The organism is Niallia circulans NBRC 13626 (assembly GCF_001591585.1).
Classification (GTDB): Bacteria; Bacillota; Bacilli; order Bacillales; family Cytobacillaceae; genus Niallia; species Niallia circulans.
Genome location: NZ_BCVE01000006.1, coordinates 61,596 through 74,963, shown reverse-complemented (window position 1 = coordinate 74,963; position 13,368 = coordinate 61,596). Strand labels below are relative to the sequence as shown.

At 33.0% G+C, this 13,368-nt stretch carries 19 protein-coding genes and 1 other annotated feature; of the genes, 12 read left to right on the top strand and 7 right to left on the bottom strand.

Annotated features, from left to right (window positions below):
- The first annotated feature begins 164 nt into the window (after nucleotides 1–164).
- The 6 genes from BCI01S_RS09530 (at nucleotide 165) to BCI01S_RS09510 (ending at nucleotide 4,378) form a co-directional block, all read left to right on the top strand.
- Nucleotides 165–821, top strand: a complete 657-nt coding sequence (locus BCI01S_RS09530) for a Type 1 glutamine amidotransferase-like domain-containing protein (protein ID WP_061798410.1) — start codon at nucleotides 165–167, stop codon at nucleotides 819–821.
- 214 nt (nucleotides 822–1,035) lie between these two features.
- Entirely contained in the window at nucleotides 1,036–1,314 is a 279-nt protein-coding gene (locus BCI01S_RS09525; RefSeq protein WP_047941085.1) for a CD3324 family protein, read from the top strand.
- A 145-nt stretch (nucleotides 1,315–1,459) separates the two neighbouring features.
- Nucleotides 1,460–2,350 (top strand): GNAT family N-acetyltransferase, encoded by an 891-nt coding sequence (locus BCI01S_RS09520; protein WP_047941083.1) that lies wholly within the window; start codon nucleotides 1,460–1,462, stop codon nucleotides 2,348–2,350.
- A gap of 367 nt (nucleotides 2,351–2,717) precedes the next feature.
- Nucleotides 2,718–3,395, top strand: coding sequence for a toxoflavin lyase-like VOC family protein (locus tag BCI01S_RS09515; protein ID WP_061798407.1), 678 nt, complete (start codon nucleotides 2,718–2,720; stop codon nucleotides 3,393–3,395).
- A 139-nt stretch (nucleotides 3,396–3,534) separates the two neighbouring features.
- Complete coding sequence (locus BCI01S_RS25230; RefSeq protein ID WP_156485413.1) at nucleotides 3,535–3,690, top strand: hypothetical protein; 156 nt, start codon at nucleotides 3,535–3,537, stop codon at nucleotides 3,688–3,690.
- A gap of 217 nt (nucleotides 3,691–3,907) precedes the next feature.
- Nucleotides 3,908–4,378 carry an NUDIX hydrolase gene (locus tag BCI01S_RS09510; RefSeq protein WP_061798405.1) on the top strand — a complete coding sequence of 157 codons (471 nt, stop codon included), beginning with the start codon at nucleotides 3,908–3,910 and terminating at the stop codon, nucleotides 4,376–4,378.
- 153 nt (nucleotides 4,379–4,531) lie between these two features.
- Here the strand turns inward: BCI01S_RS09510 and BCI01S_RS09505 are convergent, their stop codons facing one another.
- The 3 genes from BCI01S_RS09505 to BCI01S_RS26190 all read right to left on the bottom strand — a co-directional run bounded on the left by BCI01S_RS09505 (nucleotide 4,532) and on the right by BCI01S_RS26190 (nucleotide 7,601).
- Nucleotides 4,532–5,752, bottom strand: a complete 1,221-nt coding sequence (locus tag BCI01S_RS09505) for an MFS transporter (RefSeq protein WP_061798639.1) — start codon at nucleotides 5,750–5,752, stop codon at nucleotides 4,532–4,534.
- A 68-nt stretch (nucleotides 5,753–5,820) separates the two neighbouring features.
- Nucleotides 5,821–6,076, bottom strand: a binding site (T-box leader).
- Between the two features lie 256 nt (nucleotides 6,077–6,332).
- Nucleotides 6,333–7,241: an alpha/beta hydrolase gene (locus BCI01S_RS09500; protein WP_061798403.1), complete on the bottom strand. Its 909-nt coding sequence runs from the start codon at nucleotides 7,239–7,241 to the stop codon at nucleotides 6,333–6,335.
- 225 nt (nucleotides 7,242–7,466) lie between these two features.
- Entirely contained in the window at nucleotides 7,467–7,601 is a 135-nt protein-coding gene (locus BCI01S_RS26190; RefSeq protein ID WP_268874817.1) for a hypothetical protein, read from the bottom strand.
- 123 nt (nucleotides 7,602–7,724) lie between these two features.
- Between BCI01S_RS26190 and BCI01S_RS09495 the strand changes: the two genes are divergently transcribed.
- Nucleotides 7,725–8,174 carry an OsmC family protein gene (locus BCI01S_RS09495; RefSeq protein ID WP_061798399.1) on the top strand — a complete coding sequence of 150 codons (450 nt, stop codon included), beginning with the start codon at nucleotides 7,725–7,727 and terminating at the stop codon, nucleotides 8,172–8,174.
- Nucleotides 8,175–8,199: 25 nt separating this feature from the next.
- On the top strand, nucleotides 8,200–8,448 hold the full coding sequence (locus tag BCI01S_RS09490) for a YqkE family protein (protein ID WP_047941071.1): 249 nt from the start codon (nucleotides 8,200–8,202) through the stop codon (nucleotides 8,446–8,448).
- Nucleotides 8,449–8,487: 39 nt separating this feature from the next.
- Here the strand turns inward: BCI01S_RS09490 and BCI01S_RS09485 are convergent, their stop codons facing one another.
- The gene (locus tag BCI01S_RS09485) at nucleotides 8,488–8,802 is read right to left on the bottom strand and encodes a hypothetical protein (protein ID WP_047941070.1); all 315 of its coding nucleotides are present in this window, start codon (nucleotides 8,800–8,802) and stop codon (nucleotides 8,488–8,490) included.
- A 192-nt stretch (nucleotides 8,803–8,994) separates the two neighbouring features.
- Here BCI01S_RS09485 and BCI01S_RS09480 point away from each other — a divergent pair, with 192 nt between their 5' ends.
- Nucleotides 8,995–9,507: a ribonuclease FAU-1 family protein gene (locus tag BCI01S_RS09480; protein WP_061798397.1), complete on the top strand. Its 513-nt coding sequence runs from the start codon at nucleotides 8,995–8,997 to the stop codon at nucleotides 9,505–9,507.
- Nucleotides 9,508–9,651: 144 nt separating this feature from the next.
- Nucleotides 9,652–9,834 (top strand): hypothetical protein, encoded by a 183-nt coding sequence (locus tag BCI01S_RS26440; protein WP_369988174.1) that lies wholly within the window; start codon nucleotides 9,652–9,654, stop codon nucleotides 9,832–9,834.
- 688 nt (nucleotides 9,835–10,522) lie between these two features.
- Here the strand turns inward: BCI01S_RS26440 and BCI01S_RS09465 are convergent.
- From BCI01S_RS09465 to BCI01S_RS09455, 3 genes are all read right to left on the bottom strand, one after another.
- The gene (locus BCI01S_RS09465) at nucleotides 10,523–10,963 is read right to left on the bottom strand and encodes a hypothetical protein (RefSeq protein ID WP_047941068.1); all 441 of its coding nucleotides are present in this window, start codon (nucleotides 10,961–10,963) and stop codon (nucleotides 10,523–10,525) included.
- Nucleotides 10,960–11,166: a helix-turn-helix transcriptional regulator gene (locus tag BCI01S_RS09460; protein ID WP_047941067.1), complete on the bottom strand. Its 207-nt coding sequence runs from the start codon at nucleotides 11,164–11,166 to the stop codon at nucleotides 10,960–10,962. Before BCI01S_RS09460 ends, BCI01S_RS09465 begins: the two co-directional genes overlap by 4 nt.
- Before the next feature lie 141 nt (nucleotides 11,167–11,307).
- Entirely contained in the window at nucleotides 11,308–12,195 is an 888-nt protein-coding gene (locus BCI01S_RS09455) for a ribokinase (protein WP_047941066.1), read from the bottom strand.
- Nucleotides 12,196–12,380: 185 nt separating this feature from the next.
- Between BCI01S_RS09455 and BCI01S_RS09450 the strand changes: the two genes are divergently transcribed.
- The gene (locus BCI01S_RS09450; protein WP_047941065.1) at nucleotides 12,381–12,932 is read left to right on the top strand and encodes a short-chain dehydrogenase; all 552 of its coding nucleotides are present in this window, start codon (nucleotides 12,381–12,383) and stop codon (nucleotides 12,930–12,932) included.
- Between the two features lie 32 nt (nucleotides 12,933–12,964).
- Entirely contained in the window at nucleotides 12,965–13,294 is a 330-nt protein-coding gene (locus tag BCI01S_RS09445) for an HIT domain-containing protein (RefSeq protein WP_047941064.1), read from the top strand.
- Nucleotides 13,295–13,368: the final 74 nt, after the last annotated feature.

Here is a 13,368-nt window from a genome sequence, read left to right as displayed (position 1 = left end):
GAGTATCGTATAGTATTATGCGCATTTAAAGATCGTTATCCTTTCGGCAGTATCTTCTAAATTAATATATTGTAAAATTAATCATAGTTTGAAGGAAAGTCGTAACATTTGGAGAAAGCTGGATAGTCTTTGTCACGATAAATTAAATTTGAGGAGGGGTAGCTATGAAAACTCACTATTATTTAGGTTGGTTTAACAATTTTTTCCCAGAGAAGCTAGGAAGAATATTGCAGGAGGATATAACTGATAGAAAATCGCTTGTAATGATCAGCTCGAATCCTCTTTGTGCTCAAGAGAAGGGGGCTACAGAACGATCTTGGCTTGACCATGCTGGCATTATGTTTGATACATATCATTTAATTAATTATAGTGTTCAGAAAAAAGATGCGCATGCTCTAATCGAAAATGCTTCAGTTATATTCTTGTTGGGTGGAGATACACTTAATTTAAATAGTTTTTTGAAGGAATATGAACTGTCGGATTTGATACGAAAAAGCAAGGCTGTTGTAATGGGGGCAAGCGCTGGTGCGATCAATATGTCCGCAAAATGGTTATGCTCTGAACACTTTGGCTATGAAGTGGAAATAAGCACTGTTTATGATGGAATTAGTCTTGGCAATTTTTCGGTTCTGTCTCATTTTGATCTAGAAAATAACCTTGCATTGGTTCAAAAGGAACTATCTTCTTTATCAGAGGAAATAGACATTTATGCATCGAATAAAGATTGTGCTGTACGAGTAAAGGAAGATAAAGTGGACATTTTTGGTGATGTGTATTTAATATCCCACTCAAATATTCATAAATTAAAGGAGACACTCTAATTTATTTAGTAATATACAGAAAATTCTTATGTTAACTTCTTTTATTTTCCTATATTATGGTATGATCTAATTAAGAATAATGAGGGTTCGTTACTGAAAGGGAGGATATGAGTTGAGAAAGTATATTTTTACTGCATAGCAAAGGCTATGTAAAATGCATAATGTAGCTTTTGCTTATTTCTAATAAAACGAAAAAAATTATTAGGAGTGCAAAATGAGCTATAAAAACGCAATGGAACTTTTACCTTCTGAACTGTTGAAGGAGGTTCAAAAATATATCGATGGTGAATGTATCTATATACCAAGGAATGAAAGTAATAAGAAAAGCTGGGGGACTAACACAAGTACAAGGCAAGAATTGAAGGAAAGAAATAAGAATATATATAATGATTATCTAGCTGGTACTGATATGAATATATTAAGTGCAAGGTATTATTTATCTGTCAAGAGTATTCAAAGAATAGTATTAAAAGAAAAAAAGAATAATAGTTAAAATAAGCCAATGCGTTTTTAAGTGTCGCGTTGGCTTATTTTTATTTATGAGTTAAATATTAGGTGTATCTTACAGATTTAGCAAAATATAATTTAATGAGAATGCTAAGATTCTTTTATTAGATTATATTGGGGGGAAGCGGAGGATGGCAAAATATCAACTAATAAGTGACTATAAACATATCGAAACATATAAAGAAAGCTTTAATGAATTAGCTCAAAAGGTATTTGGAATAGACTTTAGTAAATGGGATGAAAATGGTTGCTGGAATGATAACTATATATGTTATTCGTTTATCTATAGGGAACAAGTAATAGCAAATGCCTCTATCAACAAAATGACCGTTGTGTGTAACGGGATTGAATATAAAGCTATTCAAGTTGGTACAGTAATGACACATCCTGAGTTTCGTAATCAAGGTCTTTCTAAAAAATTGCTGAACCATATCATTGAAAAGCATGAAAATGAAATAGACTTTATCTACTTATTTGCGAATGAAACCGTTTTGAACTTTTATCCAAAGTTTGGATTTGAAAAAGTACAAGAAAGCAGCTTTTCTCTTTGTATAGCTGATTTAAAAAAACAAACGGTGCCAACCAAGACCATACGCCAATTAGATATAGAAAATCTAAGTGATTTGCTACTGATGAAGGAATTTGCAAAGAAACGGACATCTATTTCAACCAAATTAGCTGTCGAAAATAACGAGCAACTATTAATGTTTTATTTTCTCCAAGTATTTAACGACGCAATTTTTTATATCGAAGAGGAAGACGTAATCGTCCTCTTTAAGAAGGAAGATGAGCAACTTCATATTTATGATGTCATCAGTAGAAAAGAAGTGGAATTGGAAACCATTATAAATTATCTAATTTCCGATGAAATAAAACGAATTCATTTCTATTTCACACCAAATGACAAGATTAAAAATATCGATACAAAATTTATAACAGCGAGTAATGATACATTGTTTGTCCGTCCATTACTAAAAGCTCTACCGAACCATTTCTTATTTCCTTTGACATCCCACGCATAAATTGTAAGAGAATATATATAAAGAGAAGGATAGAAATTAATATTCTAATTGGGGAAGTATGGAACAATCTACTTACATTAAACTAAAACGGCTAACAAATTATATCAATGGGATGAGAAATGATCAAAAGGGAGTTAGAGGGAGTGTGGTAATAATTAAAGATACAGATATTATCTCCTCTAAAGGTTTTGGCTATGCTTGAAAACAATCCTCAAATAGCGGGATGGATGTGATTCTTTAAGAAAGGGAGATTTCTCGTGAATGAAATGGAAGTAACTCCATCAAGCAATACTTTAGACTACTAAGGATGATATATATTAGAATTAACGGAGTATTAGAAATATTAACGAAAGAGGGGATATAGATAATGGAAGTAAAACTGTTAACTCTGCAAACGAATAATATCAAAAAAATGAAGAGTTTTTATGTAGAGACTCTTGGATTTCCATTGATTAAGGAAGATAGTCATAGCTTTTGCATTAAAGCTGGTTCAAGCAAATTAAAATTTACATCAGAAAATGTATTGGGGAATCCATATTACCACTTTGCTTTTAACATTTTTGCTAATAAATTTGCAGAAGCAAAGTCGTGGGTAAAAGAAAGGGTTGCCTTAAATATTAATGATGAGGGAGAAGATGAAGTGTATTTTTCCAATTTCCAAGCTCATTCTCTCTATTTTTATGATCCTTCTGGAAATATAGTAGAGTTTATTTCAAGGAACTCTATTTCCGAACAAGATGAGGCTCCTTTTTCTATTGAAAGTGTTATAAACATCAGTGAGATAGGGGTAACGGTCAGTGATGTAGCAGCCGCAGGGAAAAGATTGATGGAAGTGGGAATTAATGAACGGGATAATAAACCTTTAGATCTAACATCCATCAACTTTATGGGAGATAAATCAAAAGGCATCTTCTTAATCCTTAATAAACCAGGAAGAGAATGGTTCTTCTCTAATAAAATTTCAGCTGTATTCCCTCTGGAAATTATCACCTCGCAGCATCACACAATTGTGGTTGATGTAGAAGGGAATTTAGAAGTTCTATAATGAAACTCAACAGCTGTATTTTTTTAAAATTTAAATGTTGTTTTATATAAGACGAAATATAAATTGTATAAATTTATATTTGAAACTAAAAGGTTAATTATTCGTATAAGGTATTATAGATTAGAGGAGGTTGGAGAAAATGGATTATACTAAAATATATAGTGAGGAACTGATTACCTTAGTACAAGAAAAAATAAAGTCCGTCGGTGAAATTAAGGCGGTGAAGTTTGTGAGAGAACAAACAGGCATGTCCTTAATACAAGCAAAAAAGTTTGTAGATTTTTGTAAAGAATAGATATAGAATTTAGAGTCACTATATTGTGGCTCTAAATTCTATTAAGAATAGCTTCCATTTTTTATCTGCAAATATATAAAGTTCAACTATCCAAACTGTTCTTAAACACAGCCAAATATAAGTATAGATTGATATTCTAGAAAAGTTAAGTGAAATTAGGTTTAAATGTAACCTTATTAATTATTCTTTTCAAACAAAAATGAGGTTGAGAAATTTTATGGATAGAGATAAAGACTACATTCGTTATATTCGAGGAAAAGTGGGACATGATTTAATATTCCTTAATTTTGCTGGTGGTATTGTTTATAACGAACGGAATGAAATTCTTTTACAAAAACGAGGAGATAGAAATGAATGGGGGTTTCCAGGTGGTGCGATGGAACTTGGAGAATCTCTAGAAGAAACAGCTAAACGAGAAATACTTGAGGAGACAGGAGTAAATGTTGAGGTTGAATACCTTATTGGTGTTTACTCTAAATATTTTGGTGAGTTTCCGAACGGAGATACAGCTCAGACTATCACTCATTTTTTTCAATGCAAACCAATTGATGGAGAACTTATCGCAGATGGTTCGGAGACTTTAGATTTAAAATACTTTCCAATAGACAAAGTACCGAAATTATTCACCAAACAACACGAGGATGCTTTAGAAGATTGGCTTTCCAATAGAAAAGCGGTATTTAAATAATATCTACATTGTATAAGTATTTTAATAAAATTAGCCTAACGGGCAATAAAAAATGTTCAGATTGCTGACAAAAGCTCATGAGAATTGGGATATTCTCATGAACTTTCAAGGTCTTATTATAGGAAAAGCACTAATGAGTATGTGTATTCAGTATTATTCCTCCATATAAAACGCTGCTTTCGAAGGCCGTGTATTAAAGATAAATAATATAATCGTTACTGCAAACATAATGGTGCTTCCTAATATGATAACAGACTTAATGGAAATCATTTCAGCCATTATCCCAAAAAGTATGGTCGAAATAATGATAAAAAAGGCTTCAATGCATCTGTACACACTACCAACCCTTCCCATTATATGTATGGGAACGTTCTTTTGATAAAATGTGTTAAATCCAGTGTTAAGAAAAGCCATGGAAAAGGAAAGAATAAAAAAGCCAATTGCCGCTATCAAAAAATTAGCGGAAAATGCATAAATCAGATATCCGATCGATACCATTAAGGATCCAAGACCAATCAGCCAAGAGGTAGCAACCTTTTTAACAATTATGATATTTACTAGTGCGCCAACAATTATCCCCGCACCAGCAATACTCACCAGAAATCCATAATCTCTCTCTGACAATAGAAGCACTTCTCTCGAAAACGCTGCTTCCAGTGAATCTACAGCAGTTGCCAAAACCATCACTGTACTAAAAAGTAAATAAATAATGATAATATACAGGTGGTTTCGGCTAAAATCGACAACTAATCTCCAATCTTGTTTTAAAATCTTTAAAGTTATTTTTTTATCTTCTGTTTCAATAAAATCATTTTTTTCAATATTTGGCATAATAAGTGTGATAAGAGCTGAAATGAAAAGGGCTATTGCATTACTATAGATGGCAAAATTAGGTGAACCAATCATAAATAGCATTCCCGCAATGGCAGGCCCTATCACAAATGCTCCAGAATCAATTAAGCTTCGAAGTGAATTAAACCTTTTTCTTTGATCGGGTGGAATTAACTTGGTAATGTACGGTACTGACGTTTGTTCATACATGGAACTAGCTACATTAATAAAAAAAACGATTGTATAAATGGCAGAAAGAGATGCTAGGGAAGGCAATATGGCAATGAAAACTGCTTGGAATATGTTTAGCAAAACCATCAGATGTTTTTTATTCAATCGGTCTATTAAACTACCGGACCAAAAGTTTGTAAAAAATGCAGATAGAGCCCTAAGTATATACAACCCCGAAACAGCAAGTACTCCCATCCTATCAAGAACGATTAAATTTAGTGCTATAAAATAGACCCATTCTCCAATACTGGAAACACCAATGCTTGATAATAAGATAGAAGGGTATTTCCACGACTTCACTAACTTGTTTATACGCAATTTATTTCCTCCTTAAAAATGTAAAATTGGATAATAAAAAAACTCACCCCCAAGATTTTAGTCTTGAGGACGAGTTGCTGCGCGCCGTGGTGCCACCCCAGTTTGACAATATGTTACCATATTATCCTTTGTAGGTACGGTATGAATTCCATACGTATACCCTAGCTCGATAACAGGAGCACCTGTCACACCATCACCTATATGGATCCGATGTGCCGCTCAGAGGCTTGCTTCCAACCATTATTCCTACTCCTTTCCACCAACTGGAGCTCTCTTTGAAGAATTGCATGATTGTACTCTTCTCTTCATCGCATGTATTTGTTTGTGGCATTTTAATGTTATATACCATATCAAACCTTCTAGGGGATGTAAAGGAATTTTTTTAAATAATGAAATAATATTGATTATTAAAATGAATGTGTATAGTTTCTCTTTTACGAAGGGGCAAGATGGGCTTTCCAAGAAGGCGATCTTATAACAAATAAAGAATTAATTATAAGAAAAGCCATCGTTTCGATGGCTTTATCTGAATACACTATTATTTAGCAGAATTAGCGTTGTTAAGCCTTAAATTTTAACTTTGCACATATTCCTTTAAAAAATCATCAACGGCTTTTTCATAAGCCTCTTTGTTCTCATTATAGCTTTGAGCATGTGTACCATTAACAGCAAAAAATAATTTTTTAGGACCTTTCTTTTTATCGAAAAGTTTTTGCGTCATTTCTGGCAAGATAAAATCATCTTTCTTGCTATGGATAAATAACATCGGACTTTTTATTTTATCAATGACAGAGATAGGAGAAATATCTTTAATGGAATAGCGAGCTCTGGCACGTAAAAATAAATTAGCGATAGGAATAAAGATTTTTCCAGGTAGTTTTATTTCCTGTTTGATGACATAATCTAAAAGCTCCTTGAAATCGGAAAATGGACAATCCGCAATATAGAAATCGGCGCCATCCTCGATTCCGCCAGCATAAAGAATCATTGTTGCTGCACCCATCGATTCACCATGAATCCCTAAAAGAATATCTTTTCCTTTTTCTTGTTTAAGCCAATCAACAATTTGCTTTAAGTCAAATTTTTCGTAATAGCCAAAGCTTGTATTTTTCCCGCCCGACTCTCCATGTCTGCGATGATCGTAAATAATACCATTGAAGCCTCTTTCTAAAAATAAGTTCATATATTTAATCGAACTCGTTTTATTTTCCGTGACTCCATGGGAAATGATGACATATTTCTTCGTATCAAAAGGCTCTACTAGGATTGCTTTTAAAGCATAACCATAAGGAGAAGGAATGGTAATTTCTTGTTTAGTTAAATTTTCATAAGAAACAGGGTCTAATCTGCCAGCTTCTTTTTCTCTATTTACAATAAAGTCATTGTCTTTTTTCTTCATATACATTAATCGATTGGAACAGTATAAACCAATGGAAGTAATAAATAATAACACAGAAAACAAATAACGAAACAGCTTTCTCAAACCGATTCCTCCAGTAAGTTGAAAAATTTAGCAGAAACTAATTTGAGTGTATCATTTCTTTAGAAAGAAACAAAATGGACAACTTCTTTAATTATCAAAAATTAGACTTATACAGATGGCTGTTATGATAAAAAATTTTATGCAAAATGAAATAAATGGTTACAGATAAAGGTAGCTGGGAGAGAGAAAAGCCACACCTTCGTAGAAGGTGTGGTGTGGCTTGGACTACTGTTTAGAATTTTGTCTGTTTGTTGGATGGATGGCCTTTTCTAATTCTTCTGCGGCAATTGTTTGTTTGACAGTATCTGCATTAGGCTTACCAGCTTGACTGTAGCCTTTGTCGCGTTTCTGAGTCATCATGCTTCCCCCCTTTTTTATAGAAGTGAAGATACTAGCAATCGTCTTCGTATCCAATTCTCTAATATAACTTGAGTAAAAAAATATGTTATTATACATACAGCATAGTAAAAAGAAGGGTGAATTATGGCAGAACATCATTTTTATTTAAAAGCTGATTGGCCAGGATATCGAAATGATATTGGGACAATCGAAAGTGGCAATTTAAAAACAAAAATATCGATTCCAAAAGAAATGGAAGGACCTGGTGTCGGTACTAATCCAGATGAAATGCTTCTCGGAGCAGCAGCAACTTGCTTTATTATTACACTTGCTGCAATGATGGAAAGAAGTCGACTTGAGAAGGAAAGCTTAACATTAGAATCAGAAGCAGTAGTTGATGTCACAAACGGTGTATTTACTTACAAAAAAATTATTCATCGCCCGAAGATTGTGCTCAAAAAAGAGGCTGCTGAAAAAGACATAAAGCTTGCAGCAAAACTTGCCCATAAAGCGGAAGAGAGCTGCATGATTACAAGAGCGATTAAAGGGAATGTAGAAGTCGAATTAGAAGAAACAATAGAACTTGCACTGTAAAATCCAAAGAAGGAGGGGGATTCAGATGGCAAAGCAGCGGAGACATGTACAAAAAACAAAACAGGAGGATAAGCCTGTTACATTAGGGGATCTTCTAAATGAACAGTTAGCAGATCAACTGAAAAATAAAAAGCAAGAACTAAAACAACAAGAAGAGGCCAAGCAAAAAGCAGAAGAAGAAAGAAAAAGAGAAGAACGTCGACAAAGAGAAAAAAATAAAAGTTTTGAAGAACTGTTAAATGAAAATGCGATGAATTGGAAGGATTTTAAGTAAGAAGAAAAGGATATCGATTAAGGTATCCTTTTTTAATAATTACTTTATTTCTGTTATTTTGGTGAAATTTTTTTCTTTTATTTGACTATTTTTGGGGTGAAGCAAAGCTTGGAATTCTTGAAATAACGCAGCAATTTCCGTTTGTTCATTGATTAAAGCAATATTGGCATGATAGTCTTGTTCACTCTGATAGGTCGTGATTTCCAGCCATTTTGTCGGATCATCATTACTTTGTAAATAGGTTGTTGTTGAATCGATATACTTGCGATAGATGTTGCTTGCTTTCTCTTGAATACAGAAATATTCTTTGATTTTATCGGTTGGTATATGATATTCATATACTTTTACATACATTTACTCTCCTCCTTCGATTTTAATTAATTAGTAATTCTTATTTTAGCATGTTTACAAAGACATTTAGTGAGAATGTATCAGGATAAGAATATTTGAGCTGAATATTCTGTGGATTTGATCTGTATAAATGTTTGTTTTGCCTATAAGATAGGGAAAAAAGAGTAAAGTTGAATCGAATTTGGAGATGATAGAGTGGTAAACTTGCAATTAAAGGATAGAGAAAATATAGTCGAACGGAAAATTCGCTATGATTCTACCATAGAAGAATATCAATGCAAACTTCTTCAATCGGATAAAAGGAAAATCACTCTCTTGCATCAAGTGGAAAAGTCATTTGAAATGAGGAAAGGCAAACAAAAACTAGTTATTCCGAAAGGGACCTATACGTTTGCTTATTATTGGTTGGATCAGCCATATAATTTATACTTTTGGCGAGATGCAACTGGAAAATATTTAGGAGCGTATTTCAATATTGTGAGAAAAAATTGGTTTCAAAACGATATGGTTATCTATGAAGATTTAATTATTGATATTGTCGTTAAACCTAATCAAATGTATTATATTTTGGATCAAGAAGAATTACCTCAGCCCATTGAAACGTTTGAAAAAGGATTTGTTCAAAAAGCATTACAACAATTGTTAAAGCATAAAGATGGTATTCTTGCAGAGGTATCTAGAGAAACAGCAGATTTGTTTCGCCTATAAAATGGAGCTATGTACGTATTTTTAAAGGGAAGCTCCAGATCATTGCAGCAAACTTTAGAATATCCTAAAAAATATAGTATGCTCATCTTTCTTTTGTTAAAATTTAACTTAAATTGGCAGGCTTTATTTGAAAGGATGAAGAGCTTGACTATTACCCACGAATTTGGAATCATTGAAAATTTCAATAAACAGTATGTATATAATCATTACACTCCAGATATTTATGATTGTATACCTGTAAATGATGATTTTATACAAGAGCTGATAAAACCATTAGCGATGATGAAAACATACTTCCAACATCTGAACGACCGGCTAAAGGTTTAGCCTATTACGGAATAACACTTATTCCTCCTGAATCGTTACCATTTTTTTTAGATATCGTTGCGTCTAAAAAATCAGGGCAGCTTATTGATCTAGCTCGAAAAATAACAGCAGCGCAGGAAGCAGAAAAATACATGATTCACTATGGGATTTAAGCCATAGTAAATCATGTAATTTTGTCGCTTTATTTTTTACTTTTACCTTGAAAATAAGGAATATCTAGAAACGTAAGACCTATTGCTAAGCCAAGAGAGGTAAAAGAAAATGCAAAAGTCTTCTGATTCGGATGAAAAAAATAAGAAAATAGATAATTAACTAAGCTGAATAAGAGAAACAGGCAAATACATTGCGATACCTTCTTTGCCAATAAAGACCAGCTAAAGTTTTTCTTCCACGTGAATACTGCCATCCATAGTAAGTAAAATATAAAACAAAATAGGAATATGATATATCCAATGATAAAATAAAAGGGAAAAGTGGTAGTAAAATCTTTATAGATAAAATAAAAAGCTATTCCAGTTAGGAGGAAAAAAATAATATATAAAAAAAGGGTTAGCCTGCTAAAAAAATTATTCATATTACACCTTTTTCTAACATTTATTAATGCTATGATTCTAGTATTACACTACAATAATTATAAGCGAAAGTGGTAGATTAATCCAGCAGGCTAAAATAAATGTCAGTAAGAGAGTTAAACTTCATCCTCATCATCCAAATCTCTTCCTTTTTTATTCCGTAAATAATAAGTATAAAGTACAGGTATGATCCCGCATATAAATACTATTCCGCCAATAAGAACACCATTTAAGATACGCTCTCTATCAGAGAGGATTATTAGAATTCCAATAAGCACGGAAAGCAGAGTGACAATAGTAATAGAAAGAGATAGTCCCTTTTTAGGGTCCTTTTTGCTGTTTTCATGATCGACGCTTATATTCATTGATAGATAGGCTGAAATGATGCTAGTAATAATAAATACATACCATAACGGATTGTCTCTCATTCCAACTAAGCCTTTTGTAATAAGGTCATAGCCTAATATGCCAATAATACCAAGCGTTTGAATGATATAGGCTACTTTAATATTTTGTAAGTTTTTCATAATTAGACGTTCATCTTTTATTTTTTTCACTTTTCTTCCTCCTTGTCTACCCAAAATAATTCATCTAATGTTCTGTTGAGGGAATAACAGAGCTCAAGACAAAGTTTTAAAGTAGGATTGTATTTTCCTTTTTCAATAAGACTGATTGTTTGACGAGTAACGCCAATCTTATCTGCTAATTGCTGCTGGGTTAAATCTGCTTGAATTCTTGCAATTTTAATATGGTTCTTCAAGGCAATCCTCCTTATTGATGGAATGTATATATTACATTATAACTAATATATATTGCTAAATGCAATATATATATTCCGTTTGATGATTGTGATTCCATAAAAAAGAGAGAATCACTACTTAAATTCTCACTTTTTTATCTTCTATTTCTTTGTGAACGTCATTACTTCTTGCAAATTTGGAATAGAAGAGGAGGCCCCTTTCCGTGTTACAGCAATTGCAGCAGCTTTTGCAGCCATTTGCAAGGCATGTTTTATTTCCGCCTGCTGGGAAACTTGACTTAAAAAGTATCCTAAAAAGGTATCGCCAGCAGCGGTTGTATCAACTGCATCTACTTTAAAAGCGGCTTGTCTATGTTCTTCTAAACTATCTTTATAAATTACGCCTTCATTGCCCAATGTTAAGACGACTTTTAGCTGCTTGTTTAAGGATAAAAGCTTTTGAAAAATCTTGTCATTTGTATGTTCATTCGTAATGGCTTTTGCTTCTATTTCATTTAATATTAAGTAATCAATTTTTGAAAAATCTAGGTTGGTAATTGTCTCATCGATAGGTGATGGATTAAGAGCAATCTTTAATCCTCTTTTGTGTGCAGTTTCCACTATGTATGCTAAATCGTTTATTTCATTTTGCAATAACAGTAAATCGTTCTGGGAAAAATTCGCTAAAACTTGGTTAATATGATTGATCGTTATTTCTTTATTTGCTCCGCCTAATAAAAGAATACAGTTTTCACCACTAGCAGAGACTTGAATAATGGCGTGGCCAGTTGTGTTCCCATTCTCACAAATCCAATCAACATTTACATTTGCTTCCGCTAATACTTCTTTTAAAAATAAGCCGTCTTTTCCAATATTCCCTCCGTGGTATACTTGTGCTCCAGCTTTAGCAAGTGCAATTGATTGATTTAATCCTTTTCCGCCCGGAAATTCTTCATAATTCGTAGAAGATAAAGTTTCGCCAGCAGAAACAAAGTGAGGAACCGAATATACTTTATCAATATTTAAAGAACCAAAATTCAAAATCTTCAAGTCTTTCCCCCCATAGTTTTTAACTTATTTATAGAATATCACTGATTTTACTTTAAATAAACGGGTTAAGTTTGTTAAAGTAATAAGATAAGAGGAATTATTAGGAAATTTTAGGAGCGTTTTGGGTAGTAAGCAAGACATGAAAACTGATTGGTTAAAGGCTTATTTATAAGGAGGAGCAAAATATGAAGCATGCCTTAATTATTGGAGGCACAGGAATGCTTTTTGATGTGTCTGGATGGCTGGCTGAGCAAGAGGATTGCAGATTATCTATTGTTGGCAGAAAAGCTGCCCCAATAAATAGTTTAATAGATAACCTGGACGATAAAACGAAAATAACCCCCTTACTGGTTGATTATACAAATCACACTGCGTTTAGGGAGAAATTAGAATGGTCTATACAACAGAATGGACCAATTGATTTGGTTGTAGCATGGGTTCATTCGATAGGAAAAAATGCTTTGAATATAGTAAAGGACGAACTTTCCGAAAGCAGACAGAATTGGCGTTTGTTTCACATTACTGGGAGCAGCTCGGATTTGTCCAAAATAAAGAAGGAACTAACGATTCCCCCTAATTGCAGCTATCATCAGATTCAATTAGGATTTATTGTGGAGAATAGCGTCTCCAGATGGCTTACACATAAAGAGATTTCAGCTGGGGTGATTGATGCCATAAAAAATAATTGGAAGAGAAAAGTAGTAGGTGTAGTGGAACCATGGGAGAAAAGACCATAGACAGTGTTTAAAAAGGAAATGGAGGAAAAAAGATGTCAGAAGATTTTTATTGTGACGAAGTTCTTAGTGGAAAAACAAAGGTTAGAAAAGTGATGGAAACTGAAAATGTGTTAGCATATTATCATACAAAACCCTTTTATCCAGTTCATATAGTAGCAATTCCCAAAAAACACATCGCTTCTCTTATTGCATTAGAAGAAGGAGATAATCATTTACTATTGGAGCTTTTGGGCGTTGTAAAGCAAGTAGCTGCTACCGTGACAAAGGAACATGGTGCATGCAGAGTTATCACCAATCTTGGCAAGTATCAAGACTCCAAACATCTTCATTGGCATATTGTTCATGGCAAACCGCTAAGGTAAATGGTCGAATCTAAAAATATAGTAAAATATCATTATTCATTTCAAATACTGAATATTTCTGAAACGGAAATTAT